This window comes from Paenibacillus donghaensis (genome assembly GCF_002192415.1).
Classification (GTDB): domain Bacteria; phylum Bacillota; class Bacilli; order Paenibacillales; family Paenibacillaceae; genus Paenibacillus_AQ; species Paenibacillus_AQ donghaensis.
Genome location: NZ_CP021780.1, coordinates 3,777,442 through 3,796,090 on the forward strand (window position 1 = coordinate 3,777,442; position 18,649 = coordinate 3,796,090).

Sequence of the window (18,649 nt, forward strand, 5' to 3'; positions counted from 1 at the left end):
TGTGATCGGATAGTCTAATCAGCATAATTGCTTTCAATCGTAGCCCAATCCCTGGCGACAGCTCGTAGTGTGTCCTTGGCTGATTCTTCACGATCCCGTGCCGCTTGAAGCAGATCCAAGTCGCATAGGTCTGTCACGGCATCCCGAATCAGTCCGTCGATCACATCCGGCCGCAGGGCATCCAGCTCCCAGCACTCATGGCCAAAGTCCTTGATATAGCCAGTCGCTCGGCTATCGGTCAGCTTTGTTGGATTAGGCGGTGGGCTGTACTCTTCAATTTGGTTGTAATTCAAGGCAATCCGCTCAAACTCTACCATTACTCCAAACAGTTCTAACCTATCGCAGATATCGCGGCTCATATCCCTACCGCTTGGGTCGTGGTCGCCTAAATGGATGATGTGGATATTTTTCTGCCCAGCGAAGTCCTCAAGGCGTTGGGCAGCTGCCCACATTTCCGATTGAGATACATAACCCCGGCAACTGAAATACGGGATGTCCATTTCTTCACAGACCTGACCGACAATGCCGACCAAGGCGTCTTTTTCCACCCATACCTCCACATAGTTGTCCTGATCCCCCCATTTGTCATAGGCGAAGGAGTGAGCAGCAGAGTGAATGATTGATCCCGGAGAATTCCAATGGCTATTCTTCCGAAGGTTCCGGGTTCGGTCCTCGATGGCGTCCCAATCAATGAGACCTGACATACGGCCATCAGATATGAGACTTCCAAGATTCTTGTAGCTTCGCTCGTTGTTCGGGATAATGTCCCGAGAAACAAGCTGGTAATACACTTGGCGCAATGTAAGAGAGTAGCCCATTTGCTGGTATTCAATGATGATGGCATTAACCTCCTGGATCAGCCGAAGACTCTCAGCACGGAACTTGATTTCCCGATAGCAAATTTTCATGGGTTACCCCTCCACGCTTGCCTGAAGCTTGACGATGCGGACCACACAAGCACGGCAGATCGGTTTACCAGAGAGGTATTCAATGTCTTCCAGGCTTCCACAAAGCGTGCAGCCGGGATTATATTTCTTCAATACAATTTGATCACCATTAACGAAGATTTCAAGTCCATCGCCTTCAGCAATATTCATAGTACGACGCAGCTCTTTGGGGATAACGACACGGCCCAACCCATCCAATTGACGAACAATTCCAGTAGCTTTCATCTTCATCTCTCCCCCTCAGTTATCAAACCAAAATACGATTCGCACATTTTCCGGATTACCTTCAACCAATTTATTCAATTCAGGAAGCGACCAGCTGCAGAAGCTTCCTAACGCTTCACGGAGCGATTTTTCCCAGCGGACCAGCGTATAATAGGAAGAAGAGTCACCAAAGGGGAAATCATCTTCAATTTGTTTCTTCATTTTATGATTGGTTACATGTCGCACACCGCCACCGCCGACACTACCGCACCAACCGGAAGGGGAACCTTTTTCCTGAAACTCCTTGAATTGATGCACATTCACAAACCCTTCACGGGCAATGGTTTGATCCCATTTATAGGCATTCAGCTCCGCTGCCGTTAGATAGGAATGACTATGTCCATCTCCTCCCCAACCTTCAGCTGAATCCTTGACCTCAGCCGAAATGTCTTCTGGCAACCCTTTCGGCTCAGAAATAGGTGTTATCTCATGATTGGCACGGACCCCAGCCAACGCTTCAAATAGGAGGTAGTGGCGACCGTCCCAAATGTAACCCTGAGTTCCTTGGCGCAATTCCTCGATACGTTTCTCCCAATAATCCGCTGATTCTCCGCGTGCCTTAATGTTTTCGATAAACTCTTCTGCTTCTTTAATTTCCGGCTCATTCACACCTTTGACAGCCAGCCACTTACCATTTATCTTTTTCTCAACAAACAAATGAATATCGCAGCCCATACTTGATTCTCCTTCTGGCCAGTGGTACACTGACCTCAACTATTATTTTTAATGCGATGACCTGACGGGCCTAAACCGTCGGGTCATTTTAATGCTTAGCTGGTTCTGGAACAGAAACTTCATCAGCTCCAACCCAGTCACATAGACAATTCGTGTCACAGAGCAATTCCCGTCCATACCGGATAACAATCTGTCCGAATTTGATTTCCGCACCGCATTGGCTGCAGTAATCGACCACTTCACTGAACGGTTTTGTCATGGATTCGCTCATTCTCTCCCCTCACCTCCCTTCAAGTCCAACAGCCGCCTCAGCCATTGCCGACTGACTCTGGCGACGGAACACTCCGCAGATCGCCCTACCGATTGCCGTGGCCATATCATCCACTAGAGCAAGACGGGTATTCTGCAAGACGAAATATTCCATGAAGCCGCCAACGTTGACGATTCCTTTGATATGGGCGTCTCCAGCTTCAGACAGCTCCTTACCGACTCCCGCACCAGGTTGTAACGGTCCTTCGCCGATATCAATTCTACCTACACTAGTTGATCTGCCGAGACAGGAGTCGATGGCAAGAACAAATTTCCCTTGCAGTGAATCAAGATGTTCCTGCAGGTTCTGCGCGTGGCATGGATCTTGCAGCGTACCGAACACACGGGGGATGCCCCGGCGTTTTAAGTATCTTCCGACCAACGGCCCTAGCGAGTCACCCGTCGAACGATCCGTGCCGATGCACAGGAAAGCTACATTCGATAAATCTACCGGCAGCAATCCGTCCAGCTTCCGGCTCAAGGCATCAATCTCTTTCCGAGTCTTCACTGGCCTGCCTCCATTTCTGCAATCTCCCGATCGAGCCACCAGATAGCAGCCTCTGGCTCGTCAACGATCAATCGTCCATTTAGTAGCTGCCAGCGTCTCCGGCGAAGCTCCAGCCGGCGCCAAATCTGATCAGCCAGGTCGGCCCGAATGTTAATGTTCATTGGGTAGCCCCTTTCTTCAAGCGGGCTTCTAATCTCATTACAACGAACTTCCATATAAGAGCTTCGATATCGGATTCAAACCCCTCTTCCTTTTGAGTCGCTCCTGCCTGTACCAGCTCAAGTGCCATTTGATCCGATTCGCAAAGAGTGCGAACGATTGACAGCCTCACCCGAATCAGGCGTAGAAACTCTTTTTTAAGTAGCCGAGAATCATCAGCATCCAAGCGCGATATCGGATGGGTTAGTTTCTTCTTAACAGGGGCTTTCATGGGTTAGCTCCTTTCGGCTGAGACACTAGACTTTCTTCGTATTCCAAGAGCCATTCCCGTTTAATCTTCCAAATATTCCCTTGTTTATATGCCTTGAGCTCCCCCTGCTTAATCCGATTGATCACGGTATACTTGCTAACACTCAGGTAGGCCGCAGCGTCGAGCACGTCAATGGTGGGCCTTAATTGTTCGGTCATTTTTGCACCGCCGTCCCATCAAATTTCTTATCCTCCTGCAAGAAGTAATCAACGGTCACGCCAAAATAGTCAGCCAAGATTTTCAGTTTGTCTGCTTTGGGTTTGTAATTACCTTGCTTCCAATTGGTCAGCGTTGCAGTAGAAATGCCTGTTTCTTTAGAAATCTGATAAGGAGTTTTTCCAGACTGTTCTAAAAGACTGAGAAATTTCTCGTACACAAGTTCTATCTCCCTTCCAATAAAAGTATTGACTATTAGCTAAGTTTTCTTATATAATCATAGTGCCAACTAAGTTAAATAAGAAATCTAAGCTACCAATTACTTTTTAGCTCAGTTATCTAAGCTATGTCTGTATATTAGCATAGTTTTCTGAGTCAGTCAACAAGGGATAGCTAGTTTTCCTGACTTATTTTTTGAGAAAAAAAACTCTGGAGGAAAGCTATGTACGAAATATTCGAGGATCTTTTAAAAAAACATAAGGTTACAGCGTATCGGGTAGCAAAAGAAACGGGCATTACTACGGCGACCTTCACCAGCTGGAAACAAGGAAAATACAATCCTAAACGTGAAAAACTCCAAAAGATAGCTGACTACTTTGGAGTGACTGTTGATTATTTAATGGGTGTTTCCGAGAAAAGTGAGGATTTAGTTGAAGCTAAGCCCTATTATGCTCTCACCAAAAAAGATGAGCGTGACGTCGCAGAAGAACTAGAACGGATGATGAATGATCTCAACAGTAACGCAGCTCTGGCATTCATGGGCGAGCCTATGGATGAAGAAGATCGGGAACTGTTAAGAATATCACTTGAAAATACCCTAAGGATGTCTAGGGAAATGGCGAAGAAAAAATTCACTCCAAAAAAATTCAGAAATTAACTTCCGGGGGTCGACTCATGGGGAAACATATAACCATAGAACTCTTCCAAACCCATGGAACCAATTGCCCAATAAGAATTGCAACCGAGAGAGAAATAACGGTTCTGTATGAGGATTTAGGAAAAAATACTTGGGGGTATTACACTTGTATTCGGCGGATGCCAGTCATTCACATTAATTCTCGTCTGCAAGGATTCCTCCGTCCCTTTGCGGTGGCGCATGAGTTAGGCCACCACTTTCTACATCCTGGTGTCAACACACCATTTCTGCGAAGAAATACACTGTTTTCAATAGACAAGATCGAACGGGAAGCGAATCATTTTGCTCTACATTTATTGATCGGAGATCTTCAGTCAGAATTAGGCGAAACAAGTCATCAATTTTTGCTACGCTGCGGGATTCCTGAGCAATTTCATGAGTTTTACTAATCCTTACGCTTTCCAGTCGAAAGGCTGTTTAAATATGTCTAAAAACAGAACACATGTTTCGTGAAAGGAGAAAAAAGGATGCCAAAAAAGAAAACAGAAAAGGAGCTGCCGACAAATATCCGCGCGAGAGATGGTAAGTTTTCCTATCGGTATCGTATCCCTGTGACAAAGATTGTTGATGGCGTAGAGGTTAAAAGCAGCAAAGAGATGGAGTCTCCCCGTTTCGATACACTTGGCGAGGCCGAAGATTTCGGTATTCTTATTAAAGCCCAGAAGATAAAAAAAGAACTATTCTACTCCGAAAAGATAACCGTCAGCATTTGGGGGAAAATCTGGCTTAAAGACTATGAACTTGAGCAGGGAGTCGGAGAGGAAACCGTAAGGCTTCGCGATTATGGGCTAAGAAAATTAAATGAAGTATTCGGTGCGTTCCAAATGCGCGATGTAACTCAAAATACGTTTCAACAATTTCTGAATAAATTAAAAGCAGAAGGATTCGCCAGATCCAGTATAGCCCTAATTAAGTCTTCGGCAAGGATGATGTTTGCTCATGCAATAGTCAAAGGTATATTAACTGTAAATCCCACAGATGGTACTTTTATACCCAAAGACAAAAGACAAGCACGAAAAACCGGCGAAAAAAGAGCTATCCTTCCGAAATACCTTGAGAAAGAAGAACTAAAAACCTTCCTTCAGTTATCACGATTCATGATGCACGTAAACTATTGGGCGCTTTTCATCGTTCTAGCCTATACAGGTTTACGTATTAGAGAAGCGGCGGGACTCCAATGGGAAGACATCGACCAACAACGAAGAACTATAGACATAAACAAACAAGTTAAGGGAACGAGTGTCCGAAAATACCACTTTTCTCCAACGAAAAATGTCCAAAGTGAACGCGTAATAAGTTACGGAGAGACCGTTCAAAAAGCATTAAGCCAACTACAAGCTTGGCAGCAAAATGAACGTTTGTCAGCAAAAGGCATTAATCCAAAAGATAACTTTGTCTTCTGGAGCGAATACCCCGGATACCCTATTTCCGTCAACAGTATTGCTCGGATGATGCAAAGAGTACTAGAAGCTGGAAATCTTCCACTTAACCTTACAGCTCACAGTTTCAGACATACTCATGTTTCACTCCTTGCTTCTAATTCGAAAGTAAGTCTTCCAGAAATACAAGCTCGGATTGGACACAAAAGCAATTCTAAAGTAACTGAACTTATTTATTTACACGTGACTAAGCATAGACAAATGCAGATGGCTGATGATTTTGAATGGGCAATAAACAATTAAATGAATCAAGTGCGGGTAAAGTGCGGGTAGCACATTCGAAAAACCTTTGAATATCACAGGTTATTGACTCCTGTTCATTATAATAAGTATAATCAACTTCAGAGCCATACACATTTAATTTGAAGTAATTATAAGACGGTTGCCACAAATTATAATGGCTTCACTACTATTAAGGAGCGTGAACGGCGATGATGATTCAAGTTACACCACTCGCAGAAAGGAAATTGCAGCATTTACTTGGAGAGAAGCCGGGAATATTCAAGCTCTTTTATGATACAGAAGGCTGCGGCTGCGATGGAATAAATGTGCTGCTGATTGTAAATGAAGCCGAGAGCTATGATCTGCCGTTAGAAGCAGGCAAGCTTCCCTTCATTATTAGCAGTCAGCAGGAAATCTTTTATGAAGAGAAGCTGCGGCTGGATGCGGATGAACATTTACCCTCCTTTAAGCTTGCCAGTGATTCGCAAATTTACGGGAACAATATACAGCTGAGAGATTTGCGTGGAGCCGATTCACTGAAGCCAGGCAGCGGAATGGCATATTGTGCTACTTCCAAGCTGTGATCAAGAGGAGGAACGAACAGGTATGAGTCAAGTATCCGAAATCATGAAATTCAACCAGAACTTTGTAGAGCATAAGGATTATGAGGCCTATCTCACCAGCCGTTATCCTGACAAAAAAATCCTCATTATTACGTGCATGGACACACGACTTGTCGAACTGCTGCCCAAGGCAATGAACTTCAAGAATGGTGATGTCAAAATCATCAAAAATGCCGGTGCGGTAATCTCCCAGCCTTTCGGCAGTGTCATGCGCAGCGTGATGGTTGCCCTCTATGCCCTAGAGGCGGATGAGGTGATTGTAGTGGGCCACTATGATTGCGGTATGGCCTCACTTAATTCGGATGCTATGATTCAGTCGATTAAGAAGCGCGGGGTTTCTGAGCAGGTGCTGGATACCCTTGAGAATTCCGGGATCAAGCTGACCAAGTGGCTGCGCGGGTTTGACAATGTGGAGGAAGGGGTAATTCGTTCTGTGGAGCTGATTAAGCGCCACCCCTTACTTCCCCCCAATGTGCCTGTTCACGGCATGATCATCGATCCAGCTACCGGAGCGCTTGATCTGGTCGCTGACGGGTACAAGCAAGACTGATAATCTCTCAACCTGCTGTTTGCGCAGATCCTTGGATCTGCGCTTGTTTTATTTTAAAATTAATCATTATAAATGAAACCAATTAATAGGGTTAACGTATTACCCTCCATACACCACATAACTTTACAGGAGGGTTCTTGATCTACATGAAACCAATGAAACGCGTACTGATGATTGTCATGGCTTTTACCCTGTTCTTCGCTGTAACCGTTCCCGACTTTGCCGATGCGCGGCGCGGAGGCGGCTTCAAATCCGGAACACGCGGGTTCACCACAACACCAAAGAAATCAACAACCGGGAATAACGTGAAACAAAGTGATAGCACCAAAGGCACTGCGGCAGGCACCACGGCCAAACGCGGATTCTTAAGCGGCGGCAGCCTGATGAAGGGCATGATGATCGGTGGTCTGGCTGGTCTGATGTTCGGCGGTATGTTCGCCGGCATGGGAATGTTCGGCAATCTGCTCGGCTTGGCCGTTAACCTGCTGGCTATTTATCTGGTAGTTGTACTGGCCATGTCCTTCTTCCGCCGCCGCCAGGAGCGACGCCGGATGGAAGAACGGAATGGACGATACTAATGGCTGCAACTGTACTGAGTATGGACGAGATTATCAATGCGGTCTGTCTGCATATGGCGGAGCGCAAAGCGGTCAAGGTCACCGAAGTGCAGGTAGAGCTAAGCTGGGACGAAGACACCGGTTATTCTGCCGAAGTCTGGATTCAGGGCCGCAGCCAGTACCTGGTGGAATCCAATCTGGTTGAAGCCATCATCCGCTACATGCTGAGCGAATATGGCATCCGCGCTTTCCGCGAGGATGTGTTGCTTGAAGTGGACGAGGAGATTACAGCTGTGGTGACTGTAGCATAAGCTGAGTGGAGTCGTTCCACCCGCAGATTAAACAGACAAAAGGATGCCCCGCTAACAGCGGACAGGCATCCTTTTTGGTATTCACATGCTTATTGAAACGCTGCTGCCTCAAATCAGTGAAATCGCAAGCAGTTCAAACAATACAAGCGGCAGAATGACGTTGCTGGCCGGGTAAGGATACCCAGGATAGGGACCGCCGGGATAAGGGGTTGGGTAGGGCTTATAATACGGATTATAATACCCCCGCTGCATCTCTTCGGTGACCGTCACCGTTAAGAACAGGTGCTTGTTGTCCACCCCGGCAATCATACCCTCATGAACCTGGCCTTCCAGCGTCTGTACTCTTACTTTGTGGTTCAAGTAGGGCTTGCAGGAATGATGAAGTGATTCGCGGACCCCGTGCAGGTGCCGGATCACTGCAGGATCAGCTTGGTAGATCACATTCTGCTGCTGGCCGGTGTTATATGTCGACATGGACTCCTGACCTCCGTATAAATGGATTTGCTCCATTCTATGCGGATGCCCACGGGTAGGTGCCTACACCACAGGTTTCAACAGCTTTTTAGGAAAAGGCAATCCGCTCAACCTTGACATGAACAGCCACCAGCGACAAGCCCATCATATTCTCTACGGCATTGCGGACATTCAGCTGCAGATTGCGGCAGACCTCCTGAATAGCACAGCCATAGTTTACGATGATTCCGAGATGAATAGCGACCTGCTCTGCTGATACCTCAACCGACAACCCTTTGGCGCCTGCCTTGCCGGCCAATCGTTTGACCCAGCCGCCAGAGATGCTGCTCCCCGACATGCCTGAGATTCCCGGCGTATCCATTACGACATGGCTGACAATACTCGTTACAACATCATCCGAGATATTGACCTGCCCTTTCAGAGATTCCTGATCCATAATATCCTCTCCTCCTGAATATCGCATACCATAGGGCTGGCTAATCTATCCTTATTACTACTCCAGCCTAAAAAGCTACGCCAATGCCGCCCTCACCCGCGTATGTACCCATCACCGGACCCATACTGGAGAACACTACCTCTTTGAAGGGGTACTTCTCCAGAATCCGCGCCTTGATCTCCAGGGCCAGCTTCTCACAGTTGCTATGTACAATGGCAACAGCCGCTCTCTCGAAATCATGCTGCTTCTCCTCCAGATGGGCAAGCAGACGGTTCAGTGCTTTCGGCAGGCCACGTGTCTTCTCTACTACCTCCACCGTACCTTCTTCACTGATCTTGAGCAGCAGCTTGATGTTCAGTACAGAAGCTACCGCACCGGACAAGCGATTCAGTCTTCCGCCCTTGATTACATTCTCCAGCGTGTCGAGCGTGAAATAAGCCTGCACTTCCCGGCTCTGCCGGAGAACCTTCTCCTTCAGCTCCAGCAGACTTGTGGAGGTAAGCGACCATTGGGCTGCCAGGGCAACGATCAGGGACAGACCGCCGGAGAATCTTTTGGAATCTATAACTTCAATATTATTGGTGTATCCTTCATCTTTATACATTTCCATAGCAATCATAGCCGTCTGGTAAGTGCTGCTGATGTTCGAGGACATGCAGATTACCAGGATATCCGTCCCTGCTTCCACCTTCTTAAAGGTATCCAGAAACTCTACGGGACTGGGACTGGCCGTGGTCGGCAGCTCTTTCGATTCTCGCATCATGGCGTAGAAGCTTGAGGTGTCCGTCTCTTTGGGCATCAGCTGATGCTGGAAATGTACAGGCAAATGGACCACCGAAATATCATATTTCTCAATATACTCCAAGGGAACATCTGAACCGCTGTCGGTAATAATCTTGATAGCCATAAGGGTAGTCTCCTTTCAATTACGTACTATTATAGCTATCACCACAATGAATCTCCAGTACACTTTATAACTTGTCAAAATCCTGAATTTGTGCTAGATATGCCTACTGACCCGGGTTCCGGCAAAAACCGCTGCCCAGTATTCATCTGCCTCCAAAAAGGAGCGGCTTCCTGCTCAAAGTTAGATTGGGATGTGCTGCCCTTTTATGATATGGTTAAGGCATTAGTGTACAGAAATGGAGTGTAAGCATGAGCAAGAACAGAGTATGGAACAAAGGGAAACATAATGGTGCAGGACTATCCCGCAAACAGCCAACCAGCGTCGAAAATACCCCAGCTGAAGGAACGACCCAGCCGGAGGTGGAAGCTTCCAATCCGCGTATCGATACCGTCAAGCCGATGAACCGCGAGAACTGGGTTGTCCGTCCGTCGCGCGTGATCCAGAAGACAAAGAAGACTACGGACTGAGCGGACTGCGACGGACGTAGGGTTTGCGCTCACTGTAGAGTGGCGTATAAGATGTGCGCGGACTGTAACAGTGAGGCACGCGATATGCGCGGGCTGCAGCGTACATGAACCTATTGCCCAGCTGCAGACCCAGCTTCCGCCTTGGTTATAGGGAATTTCTACCGCTATTTCTGATTAAAGAGGTAGCTCAACCTATTTATAGGGAAAAATTACCACTAAATCCGAGATCCAGGTCTCCAAATGGCCTGAAACTCGAAATTAGCGGTCAAAACTCCCCATAACATTGTTGTGCTACGCCTCTTCGACTAATTAGTGGTCACAATTCCCTATAGTTGGCGCTCAGAGCTCAAACGACGCACGTATATTGACGAATTATAGAATATAAACTGTTCAGTTTGTTAAGGCGTAAGGCTTCCACCTAGGGGTTTTGGCCAATCAACATGCTGTCAGTGTGAACAGACTGTCCAATCAAACAGCCATTGACCCTTAAAGGGCCAATGGCTGTTTTTGATGAGTAATAGTTCCTTTAGTAAAAAATGTCTTCAGTATATGTTTGATTAGCAGCGTCTCATTAATGTAGCAACTCTAGAACAAATTCACCCGGCTGGCCAGAAAGCTGTCGTCGATCATATAAGTCCAGGTTGCTGACGGCACACTAAGCGCTTCGGGGCTGAAGCTTAGGTGGGGTTGTTCCAGACTCACCCCGGCGAACGCCTCCAGCACCGCACGCTGAACCTGCTCCTCCAGCTTCGCAAAAGCCTCTATCGCCTGTTCATTGTATACATCCAGCGGATTCTTGTTACCCACGCTCTCCAGATGGATCGCTTCCCGGACCGCAAACATATGGTCCATATACGCAGACCAGCAATGGTCCGTCTTCGCCAGCAGCAGCTGCCGCTCCGCCGCCAGCACGGTTGCTTCCCCATAAACGCTACATAACCGGCCATAGAGTTCTTGGTCCACTCTGGACAGCAGTTCCGTCTTCACGGTACCCTTCAGCACGCTTGTCCGCTTGCTGAGCATGATTCTGCGCTGCTGCTCAATGAGGTCGGAGTATTTGTTGAGTGTCTTCTTGATCTCAACATTCTGCCCTTCGGCCACACGCTGAATATGGGTGATCAACCTGCGGATCGCCGCACTCTCCAGCGGCTCCACTTGCCGCAGCCCGTGATACGCTTCCGGCAGCTCTGCCCCGATTCCGTACCGCTGCAGCGTCTCATCATCCAGGCTGATCATATACCGCGACGCGCCGGGATCACCCTGCCGTCCCGCGCGGCCTCTCAGCTGCTGATCGACCCGGCTGCTCTCATGCAGGCTGGTGCCGATCACAAGCAGGCCGCCGAGCGCACAGACTGCCTGGTGTTTCGCAGGATCGCCGCCGCCCAGCAGAATATCCACACCCCGGCCGGCCATATTCGTGGACACGGTAACCGCGTCCAGCTTGCCTGCCCCTAAGATCAGCTCCGCTTCGCGGGCATCCTGCTGCGCGTTCAGCACCTGGCAGGTGATGTCCATGCTCTGCAGACGCGCAGCAACATGCTCAGATTCCTCCACACTCGCCGTGCCCACCAATACCGGGCGGCCTGTACGGTGCTGGGCGGCAATTTCCTTAACGACCGCATTTAGCTTGGCTTCCTTATGCATGAAGACTAGATGGGCTTCATCTATTCTCACACATGGCTTGTACGGAGGAATAATTGCTACCCGTAGACCGTAGGTATTCAGCAGTTCCTCCGCCGAAGCACGCGCAGTAGCGGTCATTCCGCAGAAGTGCGGATACAGGCTGAGCAGATGCTGCAGTGTAATACTGCTGCGAACCATCCCCCCGCCCTGAATGTTCAAGCCTTCCTTCGCCTCCACCGCAGCCTGCAGACCGTCCGGCCACTGACGCTTATCCGCAATCCGGCCGGTGAATTCGTCGATTAGCAGCACTTGGCCTTCACGTACAATGTAATCCAGGTCGCGGTGCAGCAGGGCTTGGGCATGCAGCGCATGATGCAGCCGGGCCAGCTGCTCCTGATTGCCGCTGTCATACAGGTTGGCGCACCCGAGCCGGGCTTCCGCCTGCTCAATTCCGGCATCGGTCAGATAGACATTGCGCCCATGCTCGTCCTGACGGTAATCCTGGTTCAGCCGCAAGCTCGCGGCTAACCGCGCCATCTCCGCACAGCCGGACCGTGATACCTCTGCTGCACCCGCAAGCACCAGCGGAATTCTCGCTTCATCGATCAGGATCGAATCCGCCTCATCTACCAGCACGAAGTGAAATGGCCGCTGCAGCAGCTCTCCCATATCCAGTACCAGCGAATCCTTCAGGTAATCGAACCCGGCCTGATGGGCCGTGAGATAGGTGATATCGGCAAGATACGCCTGCCGTCTCTCCGCCCAGCTCTGCTCCTCCTGAATACAGCCTGTGACCAGTCCTAAATAGTCAAAAACAGGACCCATAACAGCCGCATCCCGCCGGGCCAGATAATCATTAAAGGTCCACACCTGCGCTCCCCGGCCGGCAAGCGCCCGCAGGTAGAGCGGAAGGACTGCGGCCAGTGTTTTGCCTTCCCCGGTCTGCATCTCCGCGATCTGGCCGTCCGCCATCGCCATGCCTGCCGCCAGCTGCGTATCCCGCAGACGGATGCCCTGCACCCGCCACACGGCTTCAGCGGCCAGTGCAGCCGCCTCCACCAGCAGACCGGAGAGGGCTGCTCCGCCCTGCGCCTGCTGCCGAAGCCGCGCTGAACGCGACTTCAGCTCCTGTTCGCTCCAGGCTTCAGCATGCTGGGCCTTGACGGCTTGTATCGTTTTGGCATACGGATTCAGCCTGAATTGGTTCATCGCTGTATTCAGCTTGCCCGCCAAGTAACGTTGTCCTCTGCTCATTCTCATCCGAACCTCCTTCTTCCAGGGCACAATCAGACATTGAATTGTGGTCGATGGAAGAGAAGTCCCGGCTCCTTAAAGGTCTGCAGACGAATGAGTATCGATTTGCTCAGCTTACATAAGATGGCGTAGCCCTGCACCGCATGATTGGAGATGCGGATCGGCCGAATCAGCCACGCCGTAACTCCTACCAGCCCATAGCAGCAAATATCCTTCATCATATACAGGATACATTCATACGCTTCATGGTCGGCCAGCACATCCGGGTAGAGATGCCGGTAAATTCCGAACATATAGCAGAACAACCGCCCCAGCCAAGTTCCCAGCATGCTCTCACCTCCTGCGTACAGCATAGCTAGCTATAGAACGTGAACTTAAGAATGTTACATTCGTAGTTGTCCTCATTCTTAAGTTCATCATATATTATAGTCGAATTAATTAGATTCATTATAATAGGTTTGCAGCACACTAAGCATCTTTTCTATCTAATTAGAGAAATTTATGGCTTCAACAATTTTCAACTTGTTAATTCTCCTTAATGGAGTAATGACAGAGATAATGGTGATTGCAATAATCCCGACCATAATGATATACACTATATTTCCAGGCCACTGCCAAGGAGTATGGAAATAACTTGTTACCAGCTTTTCATACAGCATTTGATGCAGTATAATTCCCAGGACGCTGCCTATGAGGCTGCCACAAACTACATATGTTAGAGCTTCCGCCAATACCATTCGCCTTAACTGTTTAGCGGATGCTCCTACGGCCCGCATCATGCCATAATAACCGATTCTGCTGGTTACGCTAATATTCATGCTGTTTATGATGCTAAGAATTGTTATAACGGCAACGATTGCAACAAATCCATAGGCGAAAATAGCCATGGTGTAAAATGCATTTTGACCCTCCTGATTTCTCTGGCGCAGATCAAAAAAGGATAGTGTCTCAGGGACAGCTTTACGGATAGATTCGACTGTGAGCTCAGAAGTATTGTTCAAGAGTTGAATATCTAAAATAGAATAATCTTTCAAACCTGTCATCTTTGTGAAAAATTCATCGGACACAATTACTTTGCTAAATATTTGTTCTTTTGTTTCAAATGGGATGGAGGATAGGACACCGCCTATGACTGTTTCAAAGCTGCCAAGCTCCGTTTGAAAAACCATGTGTTCTCCGACTTTTAAATCAGATTCGCTTTCAACAAGAATCTCTTCACCGGCTCTTAAAGCTCTGATGTCGATATCTCCATTGAGCAAAGTGCTCTGTGTCCATTGAAATTGGAGATCATCATAGGAAGTGACAAATGTATTTCCGCTCAGATGCTGTTGCGAAGTATAGGCAGGAATTGTAGCGATCTTTCGGCTGAAAACATTTTTAACTCCTTCGATTTTTTCTGCTTTATCTAGAAGTTCATGCGGCACCCGCTCATTCAAAGTGGGATCATAAATGGATATATCTGCACTGCTTGGTTTCATCGGCTTGGCTGCAAGGTAACTAAAGTCAATAAAGACACTAAATCCAAGAAACAAAACGATGCTGACAGTGAAGGAGCCGATCATAAGCAGGAAGGACTTTTTGTCTGAAAATGCGTGGTGTATACCCAATGACAGCTCGACTGGTATATGCTTTGAGTAGCCTAATTTGCTTCCTGAACTTTTGTCTATTTCTTTCAAATTCCCGGTTACGGCTGCCAAAGGGGAGACGGAGGATGCCTTTTTTGCCGGAGAAAGAGATGATAAAATCACAGTCAGAAATCCTACTATAATGCCAGCAACAAGGCCGTTGATGCTAATTTGAAAAACTCTTAATTCTCCGAGCAACGTTGGGTTCAACTCTCTAAGTAAAATGATGGCAGCTTCAACGACTACGGAACCTGCGATCAAGCCCAGTGGAATGGCCTTTAAGCAAAACAAATAGCCTTCACGCCTTACATATTTCTTAATCTGTTTTTTTGAAGCTCCAAGGCAGCGCATAAGGCCAAAAAATTTAGTTCGCTCTAAAATACTTATATTGAAACTGTTAGAAATCATAATACATCCCGCAACAAGAACCAGTGTAAATAGTATTACAGTAATTACATATAAGTTAGTTGCAAAGCTGCTGCCGCCTTCACCCATAACGGCAAGTAAATAAGTGTTTTTGGAGATTTGCTCTTCATTAATTCCAAGAATGCTCTGCAGTTCTGAAGTTGCTTTAGTGATCTTAACGTTATCTTTAAACATGACTAAATAATCACTTGGTTCTGAAAGGCCAATCGCTTGTACCCCCTCGAAGGAAAGGAATAATGCATGCTTATCCTTGGACTTCAGGCTGGAAAATTCGTTGTATACGCCGACGATACGGTACTCCCTATCTCCCGCGTCGCCCATGTTTATATTGATTTTTTCACCAATAGACCATCCGTACTCATTCAAGGCTTGCCGGTCTACTAACGTTTCGGCAGACCCGTTAGGATAATCTCCTTCTACAACGGAGAGTCCCAATAGCGCTGCGGCCTCCTGATCACCGCCCACCACTCGGAACTCCTTCCCTTCAAATTCCACAGAAGGCGGAGACTTTATCCAGCCGGAATAGGCCACGTCCACATGATTTTTAATCAAGCTGGCAGCATTTGCGTCAATATCTTTTACAGAAATATGGTAGCTGCCATAATCCCGCTTGAGTTGTTCGGTTTGGAATTTAATCCCGATATCTGCCATACCAAAGATCGCCGTAACCAAACAGACGGCAACTGCGATACATGCAATGATTACACGATTTTTCTTACGGTGGTTTCGGTTATACTCAACTGCTAAATCCAGGTAACTGTTCATGACTCCTGCGCTCCAAAATCAGTTAACAGACCATCGGCCACTTGTAAGACACGGTCGGATGCGCTTGCAATATTTTTGTTATGAGTTATCATAAGAACGGTCTGTTTATAGCGAATCGACGCAGTTTTAAGTAGAGATATCACCTCATTGCTGTTTTTAGTGTCCAGATTACCGGTGGGTTCGTCAGCAAGAATCAGCATCGGTCGAGTAATAAGGGCACGGCCTATGGCGACACGCTGCTGTTGACCGCCTGAAAGCTGTCTTGGCAGATGTTTTTTTCTATCCTTCAAACCCAACACACTAAGAATTTCCTCCAGGTATTGCTCATCCGGCTTTTCATGATCCAAGAGCAGTGGGTAGATCATATTTTGCTCTACATTAAGTTCAGGAATAAGATTAAATGCCTGGAATATAAATCCAATGTTTCGGCGACGAAAGACGGTTAGCTTGCCCTCTTGCATAGAGAAAATGTCTTTATTGTCAATGGTTACTTTGCCGGATGTCGGACTATCGAGTGCGCCAATTACATTAAAAAGTGTACTTTTACCTGAACCAGATTCCCCTATTACAGCAACAAACTCCCCTTTGGGTACAGAAAAAGACACATTTTTAAGGGCGTCAACTTGGGTATCTCCTCTCCCGTATGTTTTACATAGTTGGTCTACTTTTAATAACTCCATTGTTATCCCGCCTTCCATGGGACGATCATATCAGTACTGACTTACATTTAAGTGAATCAAAACTTACAGATCTGTAAGTGTAATGAACTCGAATGTAAAGGTACTTCCTTTCTCAGATGTACTATTGACGCTTATAGTGCCATTGTGTGCTTCCACAATCGATTTTGCCAATGATAGTCCTAGGCCAATCCCTTGTGTATCCTTTGAAAATCTGCTTCGGTAAAAACGCTTGAAGATATGGTGAATATCGGCCGGATGAATCCCATTTCCATTGTCTTGTATAACTATTTTTGTGAGCATAGGGGTTCTTGTCCAGCTAATATTAATGTGTCCATATTCCTCCATATGATCTAATCCGTTTTTTATAACATTCCCTATGGCTTCTATCATCCAATCCTTGTCGCATAAAAGAAAGATATCTGAACCGCTTAAAGTTATCGTTTTATGTTCCTGTTCCATGCGGATTTCAAAGTCGGTAACAATTTCATGTAAAAGAATGGCGACATTTTGCTTTGTCTTATGAAGCGGAATCGTTCCCGCATCAAGCTTTGTGATTTTTAACAAGCTTTGAATTAAAATTTCCATATGTTCAAGGGCAAGCGCTGCTTTTGTAGAGAATCTTTTTATTAGCAACTCATTTTCCGCTTCTGTCTGGATAATTTCGATACACATTTTCATGGATGCCAGCGGCGTTTTAAGCTGATGGGAAACATCGGTGAGTGTCGCTTTCAAAAATTCTTTTGTTCTTTTTTCGTCATCAATATGGGCATTTAGTGAAGTAGCTATCGTATTGATCGCACCATACAACTTGGAAAGGCCCCCTTCTTCCTCACTCTCCATTCGAACACTCGTGTTGCCGTCCATAAAGGAGCTAATTACAGAAACAGATCTGTCTATATCTTTTTGTTGATATTTAAAATAAAGAAAAAAGGCAGTTAGTAACAATGCGCCAAAGACTGCAATAGATATGAAAATTATTAGTCGATACTTGATCAGAAGATGATGAACTTCCTCCAGAGACCGATTATTTGGGGATGTGCTATATCCTGTCTCAGAAAGAAGTTCCTGACCGGCAGAAATGTCCTGTTGTGTTTTTGTGGCTATAAATGCAGCGGTGATATCTGCTGGATTCACCTCATTATCGAGAAGTGCGCCAGCTAGTTCATGATCATGTTTTAAGATCTGTGTTTTGAAATCCTCAATCATTATTTGTGAGAATACTAGTCCTAAAAGCAGTAACATAATCAATAGGGTTAGCATTCTCTTTAAGAAACATTGAATTTGTTTATTTGAAAGTATGTTCATGTTTGTTGGTTCCCAGTTACGTTCCATTTATATCCTATACCGCGTACATTAAGGAGCTTTTGCGGAAAGTTAGGGTCATCCTCAATCTTATTGCGCAGTCTACTAATGTAGACGGAAAGGGTATTATTATCAACGAAGTTTCCCTTGTTATCCCATATCTTATCTAATAGCACCCCTCTTGTAAGCAGCCGATTAGGATTGTTCATCAATAATGAGAGCAATTTAAATTCAGTTGAAGTAAGCTCCAACAGGTTTCCAGCTTTGAATGCTCTATTATGTACAAGTTCAAGTTTTATTTCATTAGAGCTAAGTTCAACTATTTCCGTTTGAAAAGAATTCGCTCTGCGAAGCACCGCTTTGATCCGAGAGATCAATTCATTTAGTCTAAAAGGTTTTGTCACATAGTCATCTGCACCCAAATCCAACCCTTTTACCACATTTACTTCTTCGTCGGATGCCGTAAGGAAAATAATGGGGACTGCTGAGGTTTGACGTACTCTTTTGCAGATTTCAAAACCTGTCCCGTCTGGTAGGATCAAATCCAGGAGGAGAAGTTCATATTTTTGATCTTCGTATACCTCTAAGGCTTCTTGAACTGTTTTCACACCATCAACAATATAACCGTTTTTTTGAATGGAATATTCCAAGCCTTCATTTAATATAAGATCGTCTTCTACTAAAAGGATACGACTCATTGGGTTTGTTTCTCCTTTCAATGTCAAGATACTCAACCTGTACAGG

General features: G+C 46.6%; 26 protein-coding genes. 8 read left to right on the forward strand and 18 right to left on the reverse strand.

Going from position 1 to position 18,649, the window contains the following annotated elements; translation table 11 throughout:
* Positions 1–14: 14 nt before the first annotated feature.
* From B9T62_RS16935 to B9T62_RS16970, 9 genes are all read right to left on the reverse strand, one after another.
* On the reverse strand, positions 15–908 hold the full coding sequence (locus B9T62_RS16935) for a hypothetical protein (protein WP_087916340.1): 894 nt from the start codon (positions 906–908) through the stop codon (positions 15–17).
* 3 nt (positions 909–911) lie between these two features.
* The gene (locus tag B9T62_RS16940) at positions 912–1,172 is read right to left on the reverse strand and encodes an AbrB/MazE/SpoVT family DNA-binding domain-containing protein (RefSeq protein WP_087916341.1); all 261 of its coding nucleotides are present in this window, start codon (positions 1,170–1,172) and stop codon (positions 912–914) included.
* Between the two features lie 15 nt (positions 1,173–1,187).
* Positions 1,188–1,886: a hypothetical protein gene (locus tag B9T62_RS16945; protein ID WP_087916342.1), complete on the reverse strand. Its 699-nt coding sequence runs from the start codon at positions 1,884–1,886 to the stop codon at positions 1,188–1,190.
* An 88-nt stretch (positions 1,887–1,974) separates the two neighbouring features.
* Positions 1,975–2,157: a hypothetical protein gene (locus B9T62_RS16950; protein WP_087916343.1), complete on the reverse strand. Its 183-nt coding sequence runs from the start codon at positions 2,155–2,157 to the stop codon at positions 1,975–1,977.
* 9 nt (positions 2,158–2,166) lie between these two features.
* Positions 2,167–2,703 carry a spore protease YyaC gene (gene yyaC / locus B9T62_RS16955; protein ID WP_425436657.1) on the reverse strand — a complete coding sequence of 179 codons (537 nt, stop codon included), beginning with the start codon at positions 2,701–2,703 and terminating at the stop codon, positions 2,167–2,169.
* Complete coding sequence (locus B9T62_RS39150; protein WP_157793866.1) at positions 2,700–2,864, reverse strand: hypothetical protein; 165 nt, start codon at positions 2,862–2,864, stop codon at positions 2,700–2,702. The genes yyaC and B9T62_RS39150 overlap by 4 nt, the downstream gene beginning before the upstream one ends.
* Positions 2,861–3,133 (reverse strand): hypothetical protein, encoded by a 273-nt coding sequence (locus B9T62_RS16960; RefSeq protein WP_087916345.1) that lies wholly within the window; start codon positions 3,131–3,133, stop codon positions 2,861–2,863. The genes B9T62_RS39150 and B9T62_RS16960 overlap by 4 nt, the downstream gene beginning before the upstream one ends.
* Positions 3,130–3,330 (reverse strand): helix-turn-helix domain-containing protein, encoded by a 201-nt coding sequence (locus B9T62_RS41805; RefSeq protein WP_087916346.1) that lies wholly within the window; start codon positions 3,328–3,330, stop codon positions 3,130–3,132. The genes B9T62_RS16960 and B9T62_RS41805 overlap by 4 nt, the downstream gene beginning before the upstream one ends.
* Positions 3,327–3,548 carry a helix-turn-helix domain-containing protein gene (locus B9T62_RS16970; protein ID WP_087916347.1) on the reverse strand — a complete coding sequence of 74 codons (222 nt, stop codon included), beginning with the start codon at positions 3,546–3,548 and terminating at the stop codon, positions 3,327–3,329. The genes B9T62_RS41805 and B9T62_RS16970 overlap by 4 nt, the downstream gene beginning before the upstream one ends.
* Before the next feature lie 222 nt (positions 3,549–3,770).
* On the opposite strand from B9T62_RS16970, the gene B9T62_RS16975 reads away from it, so the two are divergent.
* The 7 genes from B9T62_RS16975 (at position 3,771) to B9T62_RS17005 (ending at position 7,946) form a co-directional block, all read left to right on the forward strand.
* Complete coding sequence (locus B9T62_RS16975; protein ID WP_087916348.1) at positions 3,771–4,205, forward strand: helix-turn-helix domain-containing protein; 435 nt, start codon at positions 3,771–3,773, stop codon at positions 4,203–4,205.
* Between the two features lie 17 nt (positions 4,206–4,222).
* A complete protein-coding gene (locus B9T62_RS16980) occupies positions 4,223–4,633 on the forward strand; it encodes an ImmA/IrrE family metallo-endopeptidase (RefSeq protein WP_087916349.1) in 411 nt (136 codons plus the stop codon).
* 78 nt (positions 4,634–4,711) lie between these two features.
* A complete protein-coding gene (locus B9T62_RS16985; RefSeq protein WP_087916350.1) occupies positions 4,712–5,926 on the forward strand; it encodes a tyrosine-type recombinase/integrase in 1,215 nt (404 codons plus the stop codon).
* A 188-nt stretch (positions 5,927–6,114) separates the two neighbouring features.
* Positions 6,115–6,489 (forward strand): iron-sulfur cluster biosynthesis family protein, encoded by a 375-nt coding sequence (locus B9T62_RS16990; protein ID WP_087916351.1) that lies wholly within the window; start codon positions 6,115–6,117, stop codon positions 6,487–6,489.
* A gap of 22 nt (positions 6,490–6,511) precedes the next feature.
* Entirely contained in the window at positions 6,512–7,078 is a 567-nt protein-coding gene (locus B9T62_RS16995) for a beta-class carbonic anhydrase (protein WP_087916352.1), read from the forward strand.
* Between the two features lie 155 nt (positions 7,079–7,233).
* Entirely contained in the window at positions 7,234–7,656 is a 423-nt protein-coding gene (locus tag B9T62_RS17000) for a hypothetical protein (RefSeq protein WP_087920306.1), read from the forward strand.
* Positions 7,656–7,946, forward strand: coding sequence for a YxcD family protein (locus tag B9T62_RS17005; RefSeq protein ID WP_087916353.1), 291 nt, complete (start codon positions 7,656–7,658; stop codon positions 7,944–7,946). Before B9T62_RS17000 ends, B9T62_RS17005 begins: the two co-directional genes overlap by 1 nt.
* A gap of 108 nt (positions 7,947–8,054) precedes the next feature.
* Here B9T62_RS17005 and B9T62_RS17010 read toward each other — a convergent pair whose 3' ends face one another.
* The 3 genes from B9T62_RS17010 to B9T62_RS17020 form a co-directional block, all read right to left on the reverse strand.
* Positions 8,055–8,420 (reverse strand): hypothetical protein, encoded by a 366-nt coding sequence (locus tag B9T62_RS17010; protein WP_087916354.1) that lies wholly within the window; start codon positions 8,418–8,420, stop codon positions 8,055–8,057.
* An 88-nt stretch (positions 8,421–8,508) separates the two neighbouring features.
* Complete coding sequence (locus B9T62_RS17015; RefSeq protein ID WP_087916355.1) at positions 8,509–8,856, reverse strand: Asp23/Gls24 family envelope stress response protein; 348 nt, start codon at positions 8,854–8,856, stop codon at positions 8,509–8,511.
* A gap of 67 nt (positions 8,857–8,923) precedes the next feature.
* Positions 8,924–9,763 (reverse strand): DegV family protein, encoded by an 840-nt coding sequence (locus tag B9T62_RS17020; RefSeq protein WP_087916356.1) that lies wholly within the window; start codon positions 9,761–9,763, stop codon positions 8,924–8,926.
* Between the two features lie 248 nt (positions 9,764–10,011).
* Between B9T62_RS17020 and B9T62_RS17025 the strand changes: the two genes are divergently transcribed.
* Positions 10,012–10,230, forward strand: a complete 219-nt coding sequence (locus tag B9T62_RS17025) for a hypothetical protein (protein ID WP_087916357.1) — start codon at positions 10,012–10,014, stop codon at positions 10,228–10,230.
* Positions 10,231–10,815: 585 nt separating this feature from the next.
* Here B9T62_RS17025 and secA2 read toward each other — a convergent pair.
* The 6 genes from secA2 to B9T62_RS17055 form a co-directional block, all read right to left on the reverse strand.
* Positions 10,816–13,113 (reverse strand): accessory Sec system translocase SecA2, encoded by a 2,298-nt coding sequence (gene secA2 / locus B9T62_RS17030; protein WP_245864481.1) that lies wholly within the window; start codon positions 13,111–13,113, stop codon positions 10,816–10,818.
* Between the two features lie 26 nt (positions 13,114–13,139).
* Positions 13,140–13,436 carry a hypothetical protein gene (locus tag B9T62_RS17035; RefSeq protein ID WP_087916359.1) on the reverse strand — a complete coding sequence of 99 codons (297 nt, stop codon included), beginning with the start codon at positions 13,434–13,436 and terminating at the stop codon, positions 13,140–13,142.
* Between the two features lie 156 nt (positions 13,437–13,592).
* A complete protein-coding gene (locus B9T62_RS17040) occupies positions 13,593–15,923 on the reverse strand; it encodes an ABC transporter permease (protein WP_087916360.1) in 2,331 nt (776 codons plus the stop codon).
* Complete coding sequence (locus B9T62_RS17045; RefSeq protein WP_087916361.1) at positions 15,920–16,603, reverse strand: ABC transporter ATP-binding protein; 684 nt, start codon at positions 16,601–16,603, stop codon at positions 15,920–15,922. The genes B9T62_RS17040 and B9T62_RS17045 overlap by 4 nt, the downstream gene beginning before the upstream one ends.
* Positions 16,604–16,666: 63 nt before the next feature.
* The gene (locus tag B9T62_RS17050; RefSeq protein WP_087916362.1) at positions 16,667–17,935 is read right to left on the reverse strand and encodes a sensor histidine kinase; all 1,269 of its coding nucleotides are present in this window, start codon (positions 17,933–17,935) and stop codon (positions 16,667–16,669) included.
* Positions 17,905–18,603 (reverse strand): response regulator transcription factor, encoded by a 699-nt coding sequence (locus B9T62_RS17055; RefSeq protein WP_087916363.1) that lies wholly within the window; start codon positions 18,601–18,603, stop codon positions 17,905–17,907. The genes B9T62_RS17050 and B9T62_RS17055 overlap by 31 nt, the downstream gene beginning before the upstream one ends.
* Positions 18,604–18,649 lie beyond the last annotated feature (46 nt).

What these genes read in the sequence shown, in the direction of transcription:
- B9T62_RS16935 (WP_087916340.1), bottom strand. Translation starts at nt 908, where the DNA reads ATGAAAATTTGCTATCGGGAAATCAAGTTCCGTGCTGAGAGTCTTCGG.
- B9T62_RS16940 (WP_087916341.1), bottom strand. Translation starts at nt 1,172, where the DNA reads ATGAAAGCTACTGGAATTGTTCGTCAATTGGATGGGTTGGGCCGTGTC.
- B9T62_RS16945 (WP_087916342.1), bottom strand. Translation starts at nt 1,886, where the DNA reads ATGGGCTGCGATATTCATTTGTTTGTTGAGAAAAAGATAAATGGTAAG.
- B9T62_RS16950 (WP_087916343.1), bottom strand. Translation starts at nt 2,157, where the DNA reads ATGAGCGAATCCATGACAAAACCGTTCAGTGAAGTGGTCGATTACTGC.
- B9T62_RS39150 (WP_157793866.1), bottom strand. Translation starts at nt 2,864, where the DNA reads ATGAACATTAACATTCGGGCCGACCTGGCTGATCAGATTTGGCGCCGG.
- B9T62_RS16960 (WP_087916345.1), bottom strand. Translation starts at nt 3,133, where the DNA reads ATGAAAGCCCCTGTTAAGAAGAAACTAACCCATCCGATATCGCGCTTG.
- B9T62_RS41805 (WP_087916346.1), bottom strand. Translation starts at nt 3,330, where the DNA reads ATGACCGAACAATTAAGGCCCACCATTGACGTGCTCGACGCTGCGGCC.
- B9T62_RS16975 (WP_087916348.1), top strand. Translation starts at nt 3,771, where the DNA reads ATGTACGAAATATTCGAGGATCTTTTAAAAAAACATAAGGTTACAGCG.
- B9T62_RS16980 (WP_087916349.1), top strand. Translation starts at nt 4,223, where the DNA reads ATGGGGAAACATATAACCATAGAACTCTTCCAAACCCATGGAACCAAT.
- B9T62_RS16985 (WP_087916350.1), top strand. Translation starts at nt 4,712, where the DNA reads ATGCCAAAAAAGAAAACAGAAAAGGAGCTGCCGACAAATATCCGCGCG.
- B9T62_RS16990 (WP_087916351.1), top strand. Translation starts at nt 6,115, where the DNA reads ATGATGATTCAAGTTACACCACTCGCAGAAAGGAAATTGCAGCATTTA.
- B9T62_RS16995 (WP_087916352.1), top strand. Translation starts at nt 6,512, where the DNA reads ATGAGTCAAGTATCCGAAATCATGAAATTCAACCAGAACTTTGTAGAG.
- B9T62_RS17000 (WP_087920306.1), top strand. Translation starts at nt 7,234, where the DNA reads ATGAAACGCGTACTGATGATTGTCATGGCTTTTACCCTGTTCTTCGCT.
- B9T62_RS17005 (WP_087916353.1), top strand. Translation starts at nt 7,656, where the DNA reads ATGGCTGCAACTGTACTGAGTATGGACGAGATTATCAATGCGGTCTGT.
- B9T62_RS17010 (WP_087916354.1), bottom strand. Translation starts at nt 8,420, where the DNA reads ATGTCGACATATAACACCGGCCAGCAGCAGAATGTGATCTACCAAGCT.
- B9T62_RS17015 (WP_087916355.1), bottom strand. Translation starts at nt 8,856, where the DNA reads ATGGATCAGGAATCTCTGAAAGGGCAGGTCAATATCTCGGATGATGTT.
- B9T62_RS17020 (WP_087916356.1), bottom strand. Translation starts at nt 9,763, where the DNA reads ATGGCTATCAAGATTATTACCGACAGCGGTTCAGATGTTCCCTTGGAG.
- B9T62_RS17025 (WP_087916357.1), top strand. Translation starts at nt 10,012, where the DNA reads ATGAGCAAGAACAGAGTATGGAACAAAGGGAAACATAATGGTGCAGGA.
- secA2 (WP_245864481.1), bottom strand. Translation starts at nt 13,113, where the DNA reads ATGAGAATGAGCAGAGGACAACGTTACTTGGCGGGCAAGCTGAATACA.
- B9T62_RS17035 (WP_087916359.1), bottom strand. Translation starts at nt 13,436, where the DNA reads ATGCTGGGAACTTGGCTGGGGCGGTTGTTCTGCTATATGTTCGGAATT.
- B9T62_RS17040 (WP_087916360.1), bottom strand. Translation starts at nt 15,923, where the DNA reads ATGAACAGTTACCTGGATTTAGCAGTTGAGTATAACCGAAACCACCGT.
- B9T62_RS17045 (WP_087916361.1), bottom strand. Translation starts at nt 16,603, where the DNA reads ATGGAGTTATTAAAAGTAGACCAACTATGTAAAACATACGGGAGAGGA.
- B9T62_RS17050 (WP_087916362.1), bottom strand. Translation starts at nt 17,935, where the DNA reads ATGGAACGTAACTGGGAACCAACAAACATGAACATACTTTCAAATAAA.
- B9T62_RS17055 (WP_087916363.1), bottom strand. Translation starts at nt 18,603, where the DNA reads ATGAGTCGTATCCTTTTAGTAGAAGACGATCTTATATTAAATGAAGGC.